Source organism: Afipia sp. MLSD5-FHT05B12 (assembly GCF_058793355.1).
Genome location: NZ_JBXAFS010000015.1, coordinates 14991 through 33849, shown reverse-complemented (window position 1 = coordinate 33849; position 18859 = coordinate 14991). Strand labels below are relative to the sequence as shown.

Annotated in this window: 15 protein-coding genes and 1 tRNA gene; 12 read left to right on the top strand and 4 right to left on the bottom strand. The window is 62.2% G+C overall.

Annotated features, from left to right (window positions below):
* Positions 1–413 precede the first annotated feature (413 nt).
* From AC1Q6J_RS17565 to AC1Q6J_RS17550, 4 genes are all read left to right on the top strand, one after another.
* Complete coding sequence (locus AC1Q6J_RS17565) at positions 414–896, top strand: DUF302 domain-containing protein (RefSeq protein ID WP_492280500.1); 483 nt, start codon at positions 414–416, stop codon at positions 894–896.
* Positions 897–1090: 194 nt separating this feature from the next.
* Positions 1091–1573 carry a cupin domain-containing protein gene (locus AC1Q6J_RS17560; protein WP_492280499.1) on the top strand — a complete coding sequence of 161 codons (483 nt, stop codon included), beginning with the start codon at positions 1091–1093 and terminating at the stop codon, positions 1571–1573.
* A gap of 103 nt (positions 1574–1676) precedes the next feature.
* Positions 1677–2894 carry an MFS transporter gene (locus tag AC1Q6J_RS17555; RefSeq protein ID WP_492280498.1) on the top strand — a complete coding sequence of 406 codons (1218 nt, stop codon included), beginning with the start codon at positions 1677–1679 and terminating at the stop codon, positions 2892–2894.
* Between the two features lie 13 nt (positions 2895–2907).
* Complete coding sequence (locus tag AC1Q6J_RS17550; RefSeq protein WP_492280497.1) at positions 2908–4767, top strand: adenylate/guanylate cyclase domain-containing protein; 1860 nt, start codon at positions 2908–2910, stop codon at positions 4765–4767.
* 256 nt (positions 4768–5023) lie between these two features.
* Here AC1Q6J_RS17550 and AC1Q6J_RS17545 read toward each other — a convergent pair.
* Positions 5024–5098: transfer RNA gene (locus tag AC1Q6J_RS17545), tRNA-Gln, on the bottom strand.
* A gap of 524 nt (positions 5099–5622) precedes the next feature.
* On the opposite strand from AC1Q6J_RS17545, the gene AC1Q6J_RS17540 reads away from it, so the two are divergent.
* A complete protein-coding gene (locus AC1Q6J_RS17540) occupies positions 5623–7407 on the top strand; it encodes an acyl-CoA dehydrogenase family protein (RefSeq protein WP_492280496.1) in 1785 nt (594 codons plus the stop codon).
* Between the two features lie 71 nt (positions 7408–7478).
* Here AC1Q6J_RS17540 and AC1Q6J_RS17535 read toward each other — a convergent pair whose 3' ends face one another.
* Both AC1Q6J_RS17535 and AC1Q6J_RS17530 read right to left on the bottom strand, forming a co-directional pair.
* The gene (locus AC1Q6J_RS17535) at positions 7479–7727 is read right to left on the bottom strand and encodes a hypothetical protein (protein WP_492280495.1); all 249 of its coding nucleotides are present in this window, start codon (positions 7725–7727) and stop codon (positions 7479–7481) included.
* A 160-nt stretch (positions 7728–7887) separates the two neighbouring features.
* Positions 7888–8835, bottom strand: a complete 948-nt coding sequence (locus tag AC1Q6J_RS17530) for a ring-cleaving dioxygenase (protein WP_492280494.1) — start codon at positions 8833–8835, stop codon at positions 7888–7890.
* A 138-nt stretch (positions 8836–8973) separates the two neighbouring features.
* Here AC1Q6J_RS17530 and AC1Q6J_RS17525 point away from each other — a divergent pair, with 138 nt between their 5' ends.
* The 6 genes from AC1Q6J_RS17525 to AC1Q6J_RS17500 all read left to right on the top strand — a co-directional run bounded on the left by AC1Q6J_RS17525 (position 8974) and on the right by AC1Q6J_RS17500 (position 15766).
* On the top strand, positions 8974–9738 hold the full coding sequence (locus AC1Q6J_RS17525) for a crotonase/enoyl-CoA hydratase family protein (RefSeq protein ID WP_492280493.1): 765 nt from the start codon (positions 8974–8976) through the stop codon (positions 9736–9738).
* A gap of 41 nt (positions 9739–9779) precedes the next feature.
* Entirely contained in the window at positions 9780–10709 is a 930-nt protein-coding gene (locus AC1Q6J_RS17520; protein WP_492280492.1) for a histone deacetylase family protein, read from the top strand.
* Between the two features lie 237 nt (positions 10710–10946).
* Entirely contained in the window at positions 10947–11198 is a 252-nt protein-coding gene (locus tag AC1Q6J_RS17515; protein ID WP_024576130.1) for an exodeoxyribonuclease VII small subunit, read from the top strand.
* 396 nt (positions 11199–11594) lie between these two features.
* Entirely contained in the window at positions 11595–13529 is a 1935-nt protein-coding gene (dxs, locus tag AC1Q6J_RS17510; RefSeq protein WP_492280491.1) for a 1-deoxy-D-xylulose-5-phosphate synthase, read from the top strand.
* Between the two features lie 105 nt (positions 13530–13634).
* A complete protein-coding gene (locus AC1Q6J_RS17505) occupies positions 13635–14366 on the top strand; it encodes a TlyA family RNA methyltransferase (RefSeq protein ID WP_492280490.1) in 732 nt (243 codons plus the stop codon).
* 161 nt (positions 14367–14527) lie between these two features.
* A complete protein-coding gene (locus AC1Q6J_RS17500) occupies positions 14528–15766 on the top strand; it encodes a class I SAM-dependent RNA methyltransferase (protein WP_492280489.1) in 1239 nt (412 codons plus the stop codon).
* A gap of 195 nt (positions 15767–15961) precedes the next feature.
* On the opposite strand, the gene AC1Q6J_RS17495 is transcribed toward AC1Q6J_RS17500, so the two are convergent.
* Entirely contained in the window at positions 15962–16795 is an 834-nt protein-coding gene (locus tag AC1Q6J_RS17495; protein ID WP_492280488.1) for a DUF1194 domain-containing protein, read from the bottom strand.
* 331 nt (positions 16796–17126) lie between these two features.
* On the opposite strand from AC1Q6J_RS17495, the gene AC1Q6J_RS17490 reads away from it, so the two are divergent.
* A complete protein-coding gene (locus AC1Q6J_RS17490; protein WP_492280487.1) occupies positions 17127–18809 on the top strand; it encodes a methyl-accepting chemotaxis protein in 1683 nt (560 codons plus the stop codon).
* Positions 18810–18859 lie beyond the last annotated feature (50 nt).

Sequence of the window (18859 nt, the reverse complement as noted above, 5' to 3'; positions counted from 1 at the left end):
CGATAGCCAGCGCATCGCAAACGTTAGGGAACAATCGATAGAGACCAACTAATACCAATCGGTTGATGGCGCTGAAAGAGAGTCTCTTAGGAGTAGTCCTCCGCAGAACGTTTATTTGCTGCCGCAATGTCCAAATCTCGGCCTCGAGCGCTGCCCGCGACCGAAATAGATCGACAACCGTCCAACCAATGAACCTGAAAAGGTCTCTCATGACACGACAGCATCGCCCGATTCTCGGTCAACCGCCAGCCGGATGAGGTTTGCGACAGGGACAGGCAAAACTCGCAGGATTTCAGACAGCTACTCGCAATAGCGCGCGGCTATGGAGATAGAAGCCAGTCAGTATTTCTGATCCCGCGCATCCAGCAGCACCCTGACGTCAGCTTTTACACGCGTGACTCCGGAGATTCCCAATGACTGCAATCACCCTAAACTTCCGCGCAGCCTTCATCGCCGCGGCGCTGCTTGCGCTACCAGTGACATCCGCCGCCAGGGCCGAAGGCGACGACGGAATCGTCAAAGTCAAAAGCGCAGTGTCCATCCCGGTGGCCGTTGCGCGGATCAAGAAAGACATCGCGAGCAAGGGCATCAAGTTCTTCATGGAGATCGACCAGTCGAAACTGGCTGCCGATGCCAAGATCAAGCTGCAGCCGTCGACGCTTCTGGTTTTTGGTAATCCACCGCTCGGCACGCAGTTTATCACTTCCAATCCCAATGCCGGGCTCGACTGGCCGGTCCGCCTGCTGCTGACCCAGGACGCAAATGGCGACATCTGGGCTGTGTGGACCGACTTCGACTGGATCGCAAAGCGCCACGGCATCAAGGATCGCGATGCGCAGTTCAACATGGCGACGGCGGTCGTTCAGTCGATCACATCGACAATTCGACACAAGTGAGCTTGCTAGCTACCGGCAGCTGCTTCGAAATACATTCCTGGGGTGTAAAAATTCTGGTGGCGTCCTCGATACAGTATAGCGGCCTGCTATCGACTTGGAAGCAACCCGGCATTTCCACATTCAATCCGGCAAGCCGATGGTAGCGCCTGTTGCTGCGGCTGCTTTCAAGGGCCGGGCCTTCACAGGAGAAGCACATGTTCAACATCAAGATCAAAACCCGCTCACTTTGGCAGGGCCTCGCTGCTGCCGGCATTGTCCTGGCTACCGCTTCGGCCGCTTCAGCCGGCGATTGCCCCGCGGACAAATTCAAGCCCGACGTGCGAGACAAGGTCGACTTCAAAGCCGTCGGCGTAACCGACACGACACTCGGCTCGATCGATCTCGAAAAAGAGCCGGCCAACATCAAGGGACGTGAGCTGCGGTTCCGCAAGCTCGTGATTCAACCCGGCGGGATTGTGCCCTGGCACAGCCACGGCGACCGTCCGGCACTGATCTATGTCGCGGAAGGCGAGATCATCGAATACGCCAGCAATTGCGCGGCGCCGATCGTCCACAAGGCCGGCGAAATCCGCCCTGAAAAGAGCGGAACATCGCATTGGTGGAAGAACCTTGGCGACAAAACCGTCGTGCTCTTCGTCGGCGATGTCCGCCGAGATCCCGACGACCACCATATGTGACGAGCGCGCCCCACGCTTCGTCGCACGATGTGACGTCCCGTTGCCCCGCCCCAACAGGCTACGGGGCGTCACATCCCCGTTACGGTCATCCGAGGAACGCACCATGCATCAGATATCCAGCACTCGCTCGGTGCAAGGCATGACAGCCGCCAATCATTCGCCGGGTGTCCTGCTGCGCTCGCTCGTCATCGGGTTGACCGCGTTTTTGACAGTCGTTGATCTATTCGCAACCCAGGCCATTCTTCCGACTCTGACAAGGCACTACAACGTCACCCCCGCCGCGATGGGCTTCGCCGTGAACGCGAGTACCATGGGCATGGCAATCGCCGGGTTGACGGTCGGCCTCTTCAGCCAAAAGATCGACCGGCGCATGGGAATACTCGTGAGCCTCGGCTTGCTTTCGATCCCGACGGCGCTACTCGCCGTGGCTCCAAACCTTCTGGTATTTACACTGCTGCGCATCGCGCAAGGTCTTTGCATGGCCTCAGCATTTACATTGACGCTGGCTTATCTGGGTGAACAGTGCAGCGCGATGGATTCCGGCGGCGCTTTCTCCGCTTACATCACGGGCAATGTCGCAAGTAACCTGATTGGCCGGCTGGTCTCAGCGGCAGTTGCCGACAATCTAGGCATCGCTTCCAACTTTTATTTCTTTGCGCTGCTGAACCTCACTGGAGCCGTGCTAGTCTACTACACTATCCAGCGTGCCCAGCCGATGCAGCCCGATGCGGCTCCGGTTCGATCGCCCTGGTGCGCCTTAACAGACCATCTGCGCGACCCTGCCCTCCGCGCGGCCTTTGGAATCGGCTTCTGTGTCCTGTTCGCATTCATCGGTACCTTCACCTACGTCAACTTCATGCTCGTTCGCGCACCGCTGTCGCTCGACCGCATGCAACTTGGCCTTGTCTATTTCGTTTTCGTCCCCTCCATCATCACAACATTGATGGCCGGTGCAGCCTCACAACGATTCGGCACCCGTCCCGCGTTATGGGGCGCACTCGCGCTCGCTGGCGCCGGCTTGCCATTACTGCTCTCGCCTCATCTCCTTGCGGTACTCGGTGGAATGGTGATGGTCGGCATCGGAACATTCTTCGCTCAGGCCGCGGCAACTGGCTTTGTCGGGCGCGCAGCACTCGGAAACCGCGGTGTTGCCAGCGGCTTCTACCTCGCGTGCTACTTCTTCGGGGGGCTCGTCGGCAGCGCCGTTCTCGGCCAGCTGTTTGACCGCTTCGGATGGAATGTTTGCGTGGCCGGTATCGCGTTATCCCTCATCGTCGCTGGCCTGCTGACCGCTCGCCTCAAGCTGCCGTCCGCATCCTAGCTGGATTGGAAACATGCGCATTGGAATCCGCTTCGCCGTTTCAGCACTGGTCCTGACTTCGATCGTCGCCAGCGCTACCAGCGTGCATATTCTCTGGTGGCGGACAGCAGAGCAAACCAGTCAGACTCTCGCCAAAACGATCAACGAACAGATCGTATCCGCGGTCAGCAAGGAACTGACGTCGATCGCAACGGAAGCCCAATCCGCGCACACCGCAATCCGCACCCTGTTTCTGCAGAACGTGCTGGAGACCCGCGAAGCGGACAAACGTGAATTTGTGTTTCTCTCCCAGTTGCAGTCACAATCAACGATTTCATGGGTCGCCTTCGGTTGGCCGGACGGCACGTTCTTTGCGGCCCACAAACTGGGGGATGGCGGTCTGGAGATGATGGAGATCGCCAACACAGAAGGAAAGCTCCAGCGGCGCGTCGATCGCTACGAGATGGTGACCGGCGACATTCAGTTCGAAAATCGACGATTTGAAGATACAGCCTATTCGGTGATCGATCAGGAGTGGTTTCGGAGCAGCCTGCAATCGGAGGATCCGCGCTGGTTCAACGTCACCAGACATCCGATCGGTGAACGCCGCTCCATCGCGTTCGCCGGACCTATCGATGTCTATCAGGAACGTCAGGGTGTCCTCAGCATCGTTATTGAATACACGCGTTTGGCCAAATTTCTGGCTCAGCTTGCGGTCGGAAAATCAGGCGCGGCCTTCATTCTCGACCGCCGCGGCGAGATGATTGCCGCACCTGATGCCAACGCTGACGAAGTCAACATGCAGCGTGTCGATCAGCCGTTGCTGCCGGTCGCAAAAGTAACCGCCCGGCAGGCCGACGGCCGGTACGATCCCGATAAGGGCTTGCCATATCGCGCCCGTACAACCCGCGACGGAGAAGCCTATGAGGTAACGATAACACCGCTCTCCTTCCCGGGATGGTCACTGGCCACCGTGATACCGGAAGCGGAGTTTTTGGGACCAGTGAACACCACGATACGGCAATTGCTCGCAGGCCTGGTGGCGATGATCGTCGGAGCGGGATTACTGTCAGCCTGGCTTGCGCAGCGCATCCTGGCGGCTCCGCTGATCAAGGTGGTCAGCGAAATCCGTCATGTGGAGCGCTTCGATCTCGACCAGGTCAAACGGCATTCGTCGAAAGTTGCTGAGATCGAAAATCTGTCCCGCGCGATCGCCGACATGGCCGGCGGACTCGCCGCGTTCCGGAAGTTCATTCCAGCCGATCTCGTCCGCTCGCTTGTCAAGGAAGGCGTCGAACCACGCCCTGGCGGCACAATTCGCTCCATGACCGTGATGTTTGCGGATATCGCTGGATTTACCGGGCTCTCGGAGAGGATGGGCGATCGCATTATTCCCCTGCTCGCCTGCTACCTCGACACAATGTCCACCGAGATCAGTTCACAGGGCGGCACCATCGACAAATTCATCGGCGACGCCGTTATGGCGTTCTGGGGAGCACCTGCCGCCGACCCGGACCACGCTATCCGGTCGTGTCGTGCGGCGCTTGCCTGCCAGCGCGCAATGCACAAGTCGCGAATCCGGGACGACAACGGGGAACCGCTGCGAATCCGGATCGGCATTAATTCAGGCGACATGCTGGTGGGCAATATCGGCTCTGCCGTGCGACTGAACTACACCGTGATCGGCGACGCTGTGAATGTCGCGAGCCGGCTCGAGAGCGCGAACAAACAGTTTGGGACAGAAATCATCATCGGTCCCGAAACGCGTCGTCTCGCTGGAGACCGTATCCGTGTGCGTGAGTTAGGCCATCTGGAAGTGCGCGGACGGCTGGGCGGAATGGAGGTCTATGAGTTGCTGGGAATGACTGACGCGGAAGGAGATCGGTCTCACTGATTTCGCTGATGCCCCTTTACGGTCTCTGTTGCGAACACGAGTGCCGCCACAGGCACGCAGTGGTTTTATTCTCCAGTCTCTTGCGCGCGACTTCAGAAAACGGGAATTCTTCAGTGGTTGGCCAGAGAATGTCGACCAATTTGGGAAGGTGACGGTTCGATTCCGGTCTCTGTAGAGACTTAGCGCGTTTAAAAAGCCCACCATTGGCGGGCCTTTCTTACGCTCGGGAAAGAAATTCTCTAAAATCCGCACTGGCTGGCTGGGGCGGGAGGATTCGAACCTCCGTATGGGGGAATCAAAATCCCCTGCCTTACCACTTGGCGACGCCCCAATAGCGCTGAACGGTTCGCGGCGGGACCCGGTCTCGCCGCCTCGCGCCGCTCGTTGTCGGAAGGTGGCCCGGCCGGCTTCCTTCCGGAAGTCCTGAGCCGCACCGATTCACCGTGGCTGCGGAGGTCTTAGAGCATTTTCGGGCAAAGTGGAAACCCGCTTTTTGGCGGGAAAATGCTGCCAGAAAAGGAAGATTCGCGCCGATTCCGGGTGACCGGACCCGCATCCATTGCGCGCGACAGGTGTGGGAACGGCGGCGGATCAGGGCAGGCCTCGGCGTTCCAGCTTGTACTCAGGCTGCGTGGCATACCTGAGATCTCCTCGCACGGCAGTTGAGGGCTGGTCTTTTTCGTGGGAAGACAACGGGGCGCCAGGCGGACCCGCACAAGAAACCGCATGCGCGAGGAAAGAGACCGCCGAACAACGATTTATCAGAGCAAGACTTGCGCGCGCATCCCGCCCTGGCCCAGCGCCATGCAGCGGAACGAGCGACGCCCGAGGCCAGCCGAACAGCGAGATCAAGCCATGACCTACCGCGCGCCGATCAACGACATTCTGCTTTCCCTCAATCACGGCGCCGGCCTTTTGGCCGCCGTGGAGGCAGGACATTATAATGGCTACGATCCGGAGTTCTCCGCCGCGGTCATCGAGGAAGCGGGCAAGTTCGCCACCGATGTGCTCGAGCCGCTCAATCAGACCGGCGACCGCGAAGGCATCAAGCTCACCGACAAGGGCGTCGTCACGGCTTCAGGCTGGCCCGATGCCTACAAGCGCTGGTGCGAAGGCGGCTGGAATGCGGTGTCCGGCTCGGAGGAATTCGGCGGACAGGGTCTGCCGCTCGCGGTGCATTCCGCCGTCAATGAAATCTGGAGCGCGTCGAACCTCGCCTTCGGTCTCTGCCCGCTGCTGACGCTGAGTGCGATCGACGCGCTCGATGCCCATGGCAGCAAGGAACTGAAAGACATCTATCTCGGCAAACTGATCTCCGGCGAATGGCCCGGCACCATGCAGCTCACCGAGCCGCAGGCCGGCACCGACGTCGGCGCGCTGCGCACGCGCGCCGAAAAGCAGGACGACGGCACCTATCGCCTGTTCGGCTCGAAGATCTTCATCACCTACGGCGACCACGACATGAGCGACAACATCGTTCATTTCATTCTGGCGCGCCTGCCCGGCTCGCCCGCGGGCTCGAAAGGCATCACGCTGTTTCTGGCGCCGAAATATCTCGTCAATGCCGACGGATCGCTCGGTGCGCGCAATGACATTTACGCCAGCGGCGTCGAGCATAAGCTCGGCATCCACGCCTCTCCCACCTGCACCATGACCATGGGCGACAAGGGCGGCACGATTGCCTATCTTGTCGGCAAGGAAAACGGCGGCATGGCCGCGATGTTCACCATGATGAATCAGGCCCGCCTCGGCGTCGGCCTTCAGGGTGTCGGCATCGCGGACCGCGCCTATCAGCGCGCGCTGGCCTATGCGCAGGAGCGCAAGCAGGGCAAGGCTCTCGGCAGCCAGAACACCGGCTCCGATCCGATCATCATGTATCCGGACGTGAAGCGTAACCTGATGCTGATGCGCGGCATGACGGCGGCGGCACGCACCATCTGCTACGCGACCGCGGTCGCCATCGACGTGTCGCATCGCGCCACCGATCCGAAGGCGAAGGCGAAGGCCGCGGCACGCGGCGCATTGCTGACGCCGATGGCGAAGGCCTTCTCCACCGACATCGGCAACGAGGTCGCGGCGATCGGTGTGCAGGTCCATGGCGGCATGGGCTTCATGGAAGAAACCGGCGCAGCGCAGTATGTTCGCGATGCGCGCATCCTCACCATCTATGAGGGCACCAACGGCGTGCAGGCCAACGACCTCTTGATGCGCAAGCTGCAAATGTCCGGCGGCGAAGCGGTGTGGGAATTGCTGGGTGAACTGAAAGATATCGTCTCGAAGGTCGAAGCCTCCAACGATCCGGCCTTCGGCACCACCGGCGAAAAGCTGCGCGATGCGGTTGCGTCGGTGGAGCGCAGCAGCAAGTGGCTTCTGGAAAAGATCGCAAGCTCGCCGGCGGAAGCGCTCGCGGGCGCGACGCCTTATCTGCGCATGTTCTCCACCACGCTCGGCGGCTGCATGCTGGCGAACGAGGCACTGGCCGCGCGCACCGACGAAGCGCTCCACAACGACGCGCAGCGTTATGTCGCGCTGGCGCGCTTCTTCGCGGAGAACGTCACCGTGCAATCCGGCGCGCTGGAGCGCACGATCATGGATGCGGCGACGGCGACCACCGGCGCGGATACGGTACTGACCGCCTGATTCATCTGAACGGCAGGAAAAAGCCCGGTCGCCTCGCATAACAGGCGATCGGGCTTTTCATGTTCCGGGGTTCAGCGCGTACCGCTCTTCGGGCCGCCGCGATACATGACCGGATTTGCCGCAATGACCGGCGCAGAATAATTCGCGCTTGCCTGCGCATCGAATACAGACCCGTTCGCACGCACGCTCGATGCATGAATTTCGTTCGGCCAGGACTGCCGATCAGTAATCGTCGCACCGGCGAAAGCCGCGCCCGAAACAGTGAGTATTGACGCGGCAACAAACGCCGCGGTTGCAAACTTGCTGACCGAGATTTTCATGATCTTCTCCAGTGAGTGTTTCCAACGGAAAGCACGATGCCCTCCGTCATGCTCACAGGTTCGGATCACCGGGCGCGAATATTACGCCATCACGCACAGGTGAGGACCGGCAACGACCGCACGTGTCACTGCTTGACAATTCATCAATTCGAAAGACTGCTCAATTGAGCGGCTTCAACCCCGCCTCGATCTCTCTGCGGCGAGATTCGAGGAACGGCGGCAGCGCCAGTTTCTCGCCGAGTTTTTCCATCGGCTCATCGGCGGCGAAGCCCGGCCCGTCGGTCGCGATCTCGAACAGGATGCCGTTCGGCTCGCGGAAATACAGGCTGCGGAAATAGAAGCGATCGATTTCGCCGCTCGAATGAATGCCAAGCTCCGCGAGCCGCGCCGTCCAGGCGTGATACTGCTCTTCATTGGGCGTTCGGAACGCGACATGATGCACGCCGCCGGCGCCCTGACGCGCGGCGGGCAAATCCTTCTGCTCGAGCACATGCAATTCCGCCGCCGGGCCGCCCTCACCCATCCTGTAAACATGGATGCGATGCTCGCCATCCGGCGAGGCGTAATCGCGGACCTGCGTCATGTTCATCACGTCCACAAGCACGTGTTCGGTGCGCGCCAGATCAGGCACGTTCAGCACGATCGGGCCAAGGCCGCGGATCTGGTGTTCGGCCGGCACCGGACTTTTCTCCCAAGGGTGCGCCTCGCCGCGGCCACCGTCGTCGACCAGCACCAGCCGCTGGCCTTCGGGGTCTTCCAGCGGCAGGGTCAGGCGGCCATCGATTTCCGTCACCTTGCCGACATGGACGCCGAGCTTGATCAGACGGTCCTGCCAGAAGGCCAGCGCCTTCTCGCCGTTGACCCGCAGGCCGGTGCGCGACACGCTGCGGGTGCCGCGATGTTCCCGCGCCGCCGGCCAGTCGAAGAAGGTCAGGTCGGTGCCGGGGTTGGCCTTCCCGTCCGCATAAAACAGGTGATAGGCGCTGACATCGTCCTGATTGACGGTCTTTTTGACCAGCCGCATGCCCAGCACACCGGTATAAAACGCCAGGTTTCCCTTGGCGTTCGCGGAAATCGCCGTCAGATGATGGATGCCGGTGAGTTGCATGGCAGTATCCCTTCCCGAAGTGAGGGCCGAAATCGAATGGCCATTATTCCGTTTCTGGCCAATGATGTAGGATGAACCAACCGGCAGCGCCAGCCGCCTCCATGCTGCAGCGCCTTCGCTATTCTCAGGGAACGCCCAATGACCGACCACGTAATTGTCACCGACGAAGACAACGCGCGCATCATCACCATGCGCCGCCCGGACAAGAAGAACGCGCTGACGCAGGGCATGTACATTGCGATGGCCGACGCGATCAAATCCGCGCAGAGCGATCCGGACATCCGCAGCATCGTGATCTCCGGCGGCTCCGGCGTCTTCACCGCGGGCAACGACCTCGAGGATTTCGCCAGGGCCAACACCGCGAATGACGATAGTTCGCGTCCGATGGCCGCGACCCAGTTTCTCAAGGCGCTCGCCTATAACGAGAAGCCGCTGATCGGCGCGGTCGATGGTATCGCGGTTGGCGTCGGCACCACCATGCTGTTTCACTGCGACTATGTTCTCGCCTCGACCACCGCGACGTTCTCGACGCCGTTCATTCACCTCGGCCTTGTTCCGGAGGCCGCCTCCAGCCTGCTCGCGCCGCGCACCATGGGACATCATCGCGCGTTCTCGATGCTGGTGATGGGCCGGACGGTGACCGCGGAAGAAGCCCGCGAAGCCGGATTCGTCAATGCGGTGGTTGCGCCCGGACATACCGAAGTCGAGGCGCGCAAGGTTGCACGCGAGATCGGCGCGCTGCCGAAGGATGCCGTGGCGCTCACCCGCAAGCTGCTGAAACCCGCACGGGAAGACGTGTTGCGCAGAATGGATGAAGAATCGCATCATTTCGGCGAACGCCTGAAATCGGATGAAGCCCGGAACGCGTTCAGCGCATTCTTTGCGCGCAAGAAAAAAGCCTGATTAAATAGGCCATCGCCGACCACGGAAAGATCGATCCGTCCATGCCGACACTTTATTATCACCACGCTGCGGGCCTCAATCACGTCACGGCCCCCGGCCATCCCGAGCGACCGGACCGTCTGCGTGCGATCGAACAGGGATTGTCGGCGGAGCCCTTCACATCGCTGGTGCGCGTCGAAGCGCCGGAAGCCGATCTTGACGTCGTCGCGCTGTGCCACAGCAACGAATACATCGATGAGTTGCGCCATATCGCGCCAAAGGACGGCATCGTCTATCTCGACGGCGACACATCGATGTCACCGGGCACATGGGAAGCGGCGTTGCGCGCCACCGGCGGCGCGGTCGCGGCCGTCGATGCGGTGATGAAAAACAAGCGGACCAACGCTTTCGTCGGCGCCCGCCCGCCGGGACATCATGCCGAAACCTCAAAGCCGATGGGCTTCTGCTTCTTCGACAGCGCTGCGATCGCGGCGCGCTACGCGCAGCGCAAGTACGGTATCGCTCGCGCCTGTGTGGTCGACTTCGATGTCCACCACGGCAACGGCAGCCAGGAAATCTTCTGGGCCGATCCGAGCGTCATGTATGCCTCGACACATCAGATGCCGCTGTTTCCCGGCACCGGCAGCACACAGGAACGTGGCGACCAGGACACCGTGGTCAACGCACCGCTGCACGCCGGCAACGGCAGCCGCGAATTCCGCGAAGCCTTCGACCTCGCGATCCTGCCGCGGCTGGAAGCGTTCGCACCCGAACTGATCGTGATTTCGGCAGGCTTCGATGCGCACTGGCGCGATCCGCTCGGCAGTCTGGAACTGCGCGAAGAGGATTACGCCTGGGTCACGCGCAAGCTGATGGAGATCGCCGACAAGTCCGCCGAGGGACGAATCGTCTCCGTGCTGGAGGGCGGCTACGACCTGCAAGGCTTGCGGGATTCGGTCGCCGTTCACGTCGCCGCGCTGATGAACAACTGAAGTCGTCACCCTGAGGTGCGCGCTCTTGCGCGCCTCGAAGGGCGACAGCTTCATGGAGAAAACCAGCAACGAGCATCCTTCGAGGCTCGCCACAAGTGCGGCTCGCACCTCAGGATGACGCTACGCGAACCTCTTTCCTCACTGCGGTAAATCACGCTACACTGCCGCCATATTGCGCCCGCAAATCGTTTCTAGATTCCGCGGCGCACCCATCGATTCAGGATTCGGAAAACGACCATGGCCGACACGCCCCATGCGGACGTCAAGAAGCTCAGCTTCGAACGCGCGATCGAGGAACTGGAATCCATCGTCAAGCGCCTCGAGGACGGCAAGGTGCCGCTCGAGGAATCGGTCGCGATCTATGAGCGCGGCGAGAGCCTGAAGCGCCGCTGCGAAGAACTGCTGCGCCAGGCCGAGGCGCGTGTCGACAAGATCACCACCGACGCGTCTGGTCAGGCTGCCGGCACCGAGCCGCTCGACGTTCAGTGACTTGAATCGCAGGCTAACGCAGAATTAACACGCAAGAACTTGTGCGATGTCACGCACAATTTCACTGCGGTCGTCCCCGCGAAGGCGGGGACCCATAACCACCGCGCATAGTGATAACGGCAAGAAGATCGCTCCAGCATTCTCCTTAAATCGAGAACTCAGAGAGTATGGGTCCCCGCCTTCGCGGGGACGACGCCTCTGGAACCCGCAACGGGCTTATTTCAGCAATTTTGAAGCTTTCCCATCCTCCTCATGCCCAAAACGTGGGATTTTCCGCCACCGCCCAACGGATTGGCATCGTTTTGGAATTGGTATAAGCCACGGGACCGTTTCGGACCTTTCCGGGCATCTTTCCATGCCGGGCCGGACGCCCCCAAATCATTGCGGATCATTCAAGTGTCAAATTCGAGCAAGACTCCCCTCCTCGACGCCGCGCCGACGCCGGACCTGCTGCGCAAGCTCAAGCCCGAGCAACTGCGCCAGTTCGCCGACGAGCTGCGGCTGGAGACCATCAACACGGTGTCGGTGACGGGCGGCCATTTCGGCGCCGGTCTCGGCGTGGTCGAACTGACAACCGCGCTTCACTATGTGTTCAACACTCCGGACGACCGCATCATCTGGGACGTCGGCCATCAGGCTTACCCGCACAAGATTCTGACCGGCCGCCGCGACCGCATCCGCACGCTGCGCACGGGCAATGGCCTGTCGGGATTCACCAAGCGCGCCGAGAGCGAATACGATCCGTTCGGCGCGGCGCACTCCTCGACCTCGATTTCCGCCGGCCTCGGCATGGCGGTGGCGCGCGACCTCACCGGCGGCAAGAACAATGTGATCGCGGTGATCGGCGACGGCTCGATGTCCGCCGGCATGGCCTATGAGGCGATGAACAATGCCGGTGCCATGCACTCGCGCCTGATCGTCATTCTGAACGACAACGATATGTCGATCGCGCCCCCGGTCGGCGCGATGTCGGCCTATCTCGCGCGTCTGCTCTCCGGCAAGACCTATGCGTCGGCGCGTGAGGCGCTGAAAAATCTGGCGCACAAGCTTCCGAAGTTCTTCGAGGACCGCGCGCTGCGCGCCGAGGAATATGCCCGCGGCATGGTCACGGGCGGCACGCTGTTCGAGGAACTCGGCTTCTTCTATGTCGGGCCGATCGACGGCCACAATCTCGACCATCTGCTGCCGGTGCTGACCAATGTACGCGATGCGCCGACCGGGCCCATTCTGGTTCACGTGGTCACGCAGAAGGGCAAGGGCTATGCGCCCGCCGAAGCGTCCGACGATAGATATCACGCCGTGGCCAAGTTCGATGTCGCAACCGGCGCACAGGCCAAGGCAAAATCCAACGCGCCGTCCTACACCGCCGTGTTCGGACAAAGCCTGGTCAAGGAAGCGCGGAAGGACGACAAGATCGTCGCCATCACTGCGGCGATGCCGGGCGGCACCGGCGTCGATATCTTCGGCAAGGCGTTCCCCGAGCGCACCTTCGATGTCGGCATTGCCGAGCAGCACGCCGTGACCTTCGCGGCTGGCCTCGCCACCGAAGGTTTCAAGCCGTTCTGCGCGATCTACTCGACCTTCCTGCAACGCGGCTACGATCAGGTCGTCCACGATGTGGCGATCCAGCATCTCCCGGTGCGCTTTGCCATCGACCGCGCCGGTCTTGTCGGCGCCGACGGCCCGACCCACGCCGGCTCGTTCGACAATGTCTATCTCGGCTGTCTCCCCGGCTTCGTCATCATGGCGGCGGCGGATGAAGCCGATCTGGTTCACATGGTCGCGACGCAGGTCGCGATCGACGACGCGCCGAGCGCATTGCGCTATCCGCGCGGTGAGGGCCGCGGCGTCGAAATGCCGGAAGCCGGCGTCCCGCTGCCAATCGGCAAGGGCCGCATCATGCGGCAGGGGGACAAAAAAGGCTCGAAGGTCGCGCTGCTGTCGTTCGGCGCGCGGCTCGGCGAATGTCTCAAGGCCGCCGACGAACTCGAGACGCTGGGTCTGTCCGCCACCGTCGCCGACGCGCGCTTCATGAAGCCACTCGATCTCGACATGATCCTGAAGCTCGCGCGCGAGCACGAGGTGCTGATCACCATCGAAGAAGGCTCCATCGGCGGCTTCGGCACCCATGTGCTGCAAGCGCTGGCCGATCACGGCGCGCTCGACCGCGGCCTGCGGGTGCGCACGCTGGTGCTGCCCGACACCTTCCTCGATCACGATTCACCGGCCAAGATGTACGAACAGGCCGGCCTCGACGCCAAGGGCATCGTCGCGAAAGTGTTCGAGGCGCTCGGCAAGGATCGAAAGTCCGAGACGGCGAAGCTGGCCTGACGGCAACACGGCTGTCACTGCAGATACGTGCTGTCACACCGCATGCGATGCGCTCCCTCTCCCCGGCGGGGAGAGGGCTGGGGGTGAGGGAAAAGAGCTCAACACATGACCTCACGCAAACGCGCAGATGTTCTTCTCGTTGAGCGCGGCCTGTTCGAAAGCCGCGCCCGCGCGCAGGCGGCCATTGAAGCTGGCGGCGTCACCGCAAACGGCAAACCGGTCCTGAAACCGTCGGAGGTGATTCCGGCGGATGCCGACATCTCCGCCGAGCCTGCGCATCCCTGGGTGTCGCGCGGCGGCGTCAAGCTCAGCGGCGCGCTGGAGCAATATCCCATCGACATCGAGGATCATGTCTGCGTCGATGTCGGCGCATCGACCGGCGGCTTCACCGAGGTGCTGCTCGCCAACGGCGCCAGCCTCGTCTACGCCATCGATGTCGGACGCGGGCAGTTGCATCCGAGCCTGCGCGGCAACGCGAAGATCGTTTCGATGGAGGAAACCGACATCCGCTCGCTCGCGGGCCGGCGGCTTGAGATCCGCCCCGATATCGTGGTGATCGATGTCAGCTTCATTTCATTGAAACTGGTGCTGCCCGCGGTGTTGCCGTTGGCCGCCGCGCCGACGCATCTGCTGGCGCTGATCAAGCCACAATTCGAGGCCGAGCGGAAACATTCCAAGAAAGGCATCATTCGCGACGAGGCGGTGCATAAGGCCGTTTGCGACGACATCGCCGCCTTCGCGGAATCCCTGGGCTGCACCGATATCAAGGTGTTCCCCTCGTCCATTGCCGGCGGCGACGGCAACGCCGAATTCTTCATCGGCGCAAGGCGGGGATAAAGCATGATCGCTTCGAGCCGAAACACGAGGAACGCCGTCATCCTGAGGTGCCGAAGCGAAGCGCAGGCCTCGAAGGGCGACGGCGCATCACACTCCGTCGTCCTTCGAGGCTCGCAAGGGCTCGCGCCTCAGGATGACGGACCACCCTGCTCTGGTTGTCCATGACCGAGCGCCTCACCATCGATCATGTCGGCCATTTCGGCGACGGCGTTGCCGTGTCCAGCGGCGAAGCCATCTATGTGCCCTATGCGCTGGGCGGCGAGACCGTGGACGTGCTGCCCTCGCCGGGCCATCCCGATCGCCGCGCGCTGGCCCATGTCGTCACCCCGAGCCCGCAGCGCATCACGCCGTTCTGTCCGCATTTCGGCATCTGCGGCGGCTGCGCCATCCAGCACTGGCAATCGGATGCTTACCGCAACTGGAAGCGGCAACTTGTGGTCGACACGCTTGCACATGCCGGTATCGGCTGCGAGGTCTTTGAGCTGATCGATGCCCACGGCACCGGCCGCCGCCGCATGACGCTGCATGCACGGCAGAGCCAGCAGGGCATTCTGCGCGTCGGCTTCGCAGCAGCCGGCCGCCACGAGATCGTCGCCATCGATCACTGCCCGATCCTCGATCCGGCGATGCATGGCGCCATCGAAGCGGCGAACGAGATCGCCGAACTGCTGAAGCCGGTGAGCAAGCCGCTCGATATCCAGATCACGGCTGCGGATAACGGCCTCGACGCCGATGTGCGCGGCTCGGGTCCGCTCGGCACAGCGCTGTTGTCGGCGCTCTCCAAGCTCGCCGAAAAGCACAATCTCGCGCGGCTGACGCGCCACGGCGAACTCGTCATCATGCGCGAGCCGCCGGTGGTGCGCGTCGGCAGGGCGCAGGTGACGCTGCCGCCGGGCTCATTCATGCAGCCGACGGCGCTGGGCGAAGAAACCCTTGCCGCCCTGGCGTTCGAGCGCTGCAAGGGCGCGAAACACATCGCCGATCTGTTTTGCGGCTTCGGGCCGTTCGCGTTCCGCCTCGCCGAGAAATTCAAGGTGGCGGCGTTCGACAGCGATGCCGGCGCTGTGACGGCACTGCAAAACGCGGTGAAGCTCACACAAGGCCTGAAGCCGATCAAGGCCGAAGCCCGCGACCTGTTCCGGCGTCCGCTGATGCCGCAGGAACTGCGCGACTACGACTGCGTGGTGTTCGATCCGCCGCGCCAGGGCGCGCACGCGCAATCGCAGCAACTCGCCGCCAGCAAGATCGCGCGAGTGGTTGCCGTGTCGTGCAATCCGGCGACCTTCGCGCGCGATGCCCGTACCCTGATCGATGGCGGATTTAAAATCGACAGCGTCACGCCGGTCGATCAGTTCCGCCACACGCCGCATGTGGAGCTGGTGGCAAGATTCACGCGGTAAGCGGTTCTCGCAGGCGGCTTCCGGGATGTCGTCCCCGCGAAGGCGGGGACCCATAACCACTGAATAATGCGATGATAGCAGGAAGGTCGCTCCAGCATCTCTCAAATCGAGAGTTCAGAGAGTATGGGTCCCCGCCTTCGCGGGGACGACATCGAATGTTTCGCACAGGTCCCGCTTAACGCTAACCAAGACGCACTACCGCCCCCAGCGCTCCTGCCAGATCTTCTCGCCGATCAGACACGACACCCGCGGCTCGCGCGCGGCAGCCGGTACGACACGCAGCTCTGGCACACGGTGCGCGACCTCCATCACCAGCTTGGTACGGATCGCTTCCTTGAACTTCTCCTTGATCTTGATCGGCACCACGAATGATCCCGCGCCGCCGATCACGCAGTCCTCGTAGTACCAGTCGAGATTCTCGATATCCATGGTCGCGTAGTTGGTTTCCTTCGACATGATCGGAAGGCCGTTGATGGTGATGCCCCTGGCCAGCGCCTCATCGCGCGCAATCGTCACTGGCTCGCCGTTGTTGTTCGGCCCGTCGCCGGAGATGTCGATGACGCGGCGCAGGCCCTGATATTCGTTGGCCTCGAACAGCGGCATGGCGAAATTGATCGCACCGGAGATCGAGGTGCGCGAGGCGCGGCGCAGCGGCGCTTTCAGGATTTCCTCGGCCAGCGCGCCAGCCGATTCCGGGCCGTCGATCACACGCCATGGCACGATGATCTTCTGGTCGCTCGACGCGGCCCATTCGAAATACGTCACCGCGACCTTGCCGGCCGGGCCGGTCTTGAGCGCCTGCAAGAATTCCTTTGAGGTGACGGCGAGCGCATAGCCTTCGCGCTGGAGCGCCAGTTCATCCATGTCCATGGAGTAGGAGACGTCGACCGCGAGAATCAGTTCGACATCGACCTTGGCCTCGGTCGCGGCTGGCGCAGGCGTCGTGGCCGGCGCAGCCAGCCCGGGAACATCGCCGCCGGCAATCGCGCCCGCGACAAGCACCGCTCCGATCGAGACACACCAGCGCATGGCGGACCTCCGTCGTTCACGCCGGGATGGTGACACGGCCCGCGCGGCACGGAAAGCAGGAACCTGAGCCATCCCCACTCCTTATGAGGCCCGGAGATTCGGGCCCTTTTTCGGGCCGGTTGCCTGCGCGGCGGGCATTTACCAACATTTCACTGAATTTATTTACGTTCGCGAAGCGGACGCTCCGTTGCTGAACGGGTCTCCGACTGGAAATTGCCAACACCACCCACGCCCACCCAGGCGTCGAAATCATTTCGGCGGCCAAGCTCCCGCGTTTGGTTTCGCCCGTGTGTCTTGAACGGGGTCAGAAAGACCTCAGAGGATCGTTTCAATGCTCTCCCGGCTCTCCATTCGCAGCAAACTCATCGCCCTCGTCTCCCTCCTGCTCATCGCCCTCACCGCCATGGGCGCCTTTGCCATCGTCGAAATGCGCGCCATCAACGCCTCCGCGCAGGACATCAAGACAAGCTGGCTGCCGAGTATTCGCCTGGTCGGCGAACTGCGCACCCAGTCGGCGCGCTACCGGGCGGTACTGCGCGACTATCTGACGGAGCCGGACGAGGCGTTCATGGCCGATATCCAGCGCAATCTCGATGCCCGCGCCAAGGACTACGAAACCGCGAACAAAGCCTATGAGCCGCTGATTTCCTCCCCGGAAGAAGCCGCGCTCTATAAGGAGCTGTCGGTGACCTGGAAGACCTTCCGCGAAGCTGCGGACGAAGTCGTCGCTCATGCCCGCAAGCGCGAGGTCGCACAGGCGCGCGCCGTCAATGCCCAGCGCGCAACGATCGCCGGACGCAAAATGGACGGCGTACTGGCCAAGATCGTCGAGATCAACGACAAGGGCGCCGCCGCCGCCGGACAGCACGCCGAAAACAGCTATGAAATGGCATTTCGCATCGTCGTGGCGGCTCTCGCCGTCATGGTGCTGATCGGCCTCTGCGCCGCGATCCTGATCGTGCGCGATGTTGCCCGCGGCATCGGCTCGGTCCTGACCCCGATGCGGGCGCTGGCGAACGGCGACCTTGCCGCCGACGTCCCTCATCAGGGCGAAAGCACCGAGGTCGGCCAGATTGCCGATACGGTACAGGTCTTCAAGAATGCCATGATTGCCAAGAAGTCCGCCGACGAAGCCGCCGCGGCCGAAGCAGGCGTCAAGATGCGCCGCGCCGAAACGCTGGACGAGGCCACCAGCAGCTTCGAGGGCATGATCGGCGAACTGATCGGTTCGCTGTCATCGGCCTCCACCGAAATGGAAGCCACCGCCAGCACCCTGACCAACGCCGCTGATGTCACCCGGCAACTGTCGAACTCCGCCGCGAACACCTCGCGCGAGGTCTCGGAAAGCATCCAGTCGACCGCCAGCGCCACCGAGGAAATCACCTCCTCGGTCAATGAAATCGGGCGTCAGGTTCTGGAATCGAGCCGGGTCGCGCAACTCGCCGTTCAGCAGGCCGAGAAGACCGATTCCTGCATCAGCGAGCTGTCGCAGGCCGCCGCCCGCATCGGCGACGTGGTGAAGCTGATTACCGCGATCGCCGAGCAGACCAACCTGCTCGCGCTCAATGCCACCATCGAGGCCGCCCGTGCCGGCGAAGCTGGCCGCGGCTTCGCCGTGGTCGCCTCCGAGGTCAAGGCGCTCGCCTCCCAGACCGCCAAGGCGACCGACGAGATCACGACCCAGATTTCCGGCATGCAGTCGGCGACGAGCGACTCCGTCACGACCATCAAGGAGATCAGCAGCACCATCAACCTGATCTCGGAGATATCATCGACGATCGCCGCCGCGGTGGAAGAACAGGGCGCCGCGACCCAGGAGATCGCCCGCAATGTCCAGCAGGCCGCCGAGCTGAGCGCGCGCGTTGCGGCCAATATCTCGGACGTCGACCGCGGCAACAGCGAGACCGGCGCCGCATCGGCCCAGGTTTTCACGGCCGCCCAGTCGCTTTCGAAGGAAAGCACGCATCTTCAGACCGAAGTGCATAACTTCCTGGCGACGATCCGCGCCGCCTGACGCGATTCGCCCAGCGAACATTTTGAAAGCCGGCGGCGCGAAAGCACCGC

Excerpts from the sequence above, each read along its gene's own strand:
- AC1Q6J_RS17565 (WP_492280500.1), top strand. The coding sequence starts at position 414 with ATGACTGCAATCACCCTAAACTTCCGCGCAGCCTTCATCGCCGCGGCG.
- AC1Q6J_RS17560 (WP_492280499.1), top strand. The coding sequence starts at position 1,091 with ATGTTCAACATCAAGATCAAAACCCGCTCACTTTGGCAGGGCCTCGCT.
- AC1Q6J_RS17555 (WP_492280498.1), top strand. The coding sequence starts at position 1,677 with ATGCATCAGATATCCAGCACTCGCTCGGTGCAAGGCATGACAGCCGCC.
- AC1Q6J_RS17550 (WP_492280497.1), top strand. The coding sequence starts at position 2,908 with ATGCGCATTGGAATCCGCTTCGCCGTTTCAGCACTGGTCCTGACTTCG.
- AC1Q6J_RS17540 (WP_492280496.1), top strand. The coding sequence starts at position 5,623 with ATGACCTACCGCGCGCCGATCAACGACATTCTGCTTTCCCTCAATCAC.
- AC1Q6J_RS17535 (WP_492280495.1), bottom strand. The coding sequence starts at position 7,727 with ATGAAAATCTCGGTCAGCAAGTTTGCAACCGCGGCGTTTGTTGCCGCG.
- AC1Q6J_RS17530 (WP_492280494.1), bottom strand. The coding sequence starts at position 8,835 with ATGCAACTCACCGGCATCCATCATCTGACGGCGATTTCCGCGAACGCC.
- AC1Q6J_RS17525 (WP_492280493.1), top strand. The coding sequence starts at position 8,974 with ATGACCGACCACGTAATTGTCACCGACGAAGACAACGCGCGCATCATC.
- AC1Q6J_RS17520 (WP_492280492.1), top strand. The coding sequence starts at position 9,780 with ATGCCGACACTTTATTATCACCACGCTGCGGGCCTCAATCACGTCACG.
- AC1Q6J_RS17515 (WP_024576130.1), top strand. The coding sequence starts at position 10,947 with ATGGCCGACACGCCCCATGCGGACGTCAAGAAGCTCAGCTTCGAACGC.
- AC1Q6J_RS17505 (WP_492280490.1), top strand. The coding sequence starts at position 13,635 with ATGACCTCACGCAAACGCGCAGATGTTCTTCTCGTTGAGCGCGGCCTG.
- AC1Q6J_RS17500 (WP_492280489.1), top strand. The coding sequence starts at position 14,528 with ATGACCGAGCGCCTCACCATCGATCATGTCGGCCATTTCGGCGACGGC.
- AC1Q6J_RS17495 (WP_492280488.1), bottom strand. The coding sequence starts at position 16,795 with ATGCGCTGGTGTGTCTCGATCGGAGCGGTGCTTGTCGCGGGCGCGATT.
- AC1Q6J_RS17490 (WP_492280487.1), top strand. The coding sequence starts at position 17,127 with ATGCTCTCCCGGCTCTCCATTCGCAGCAAACTCATCGCCCTCGTCTCC.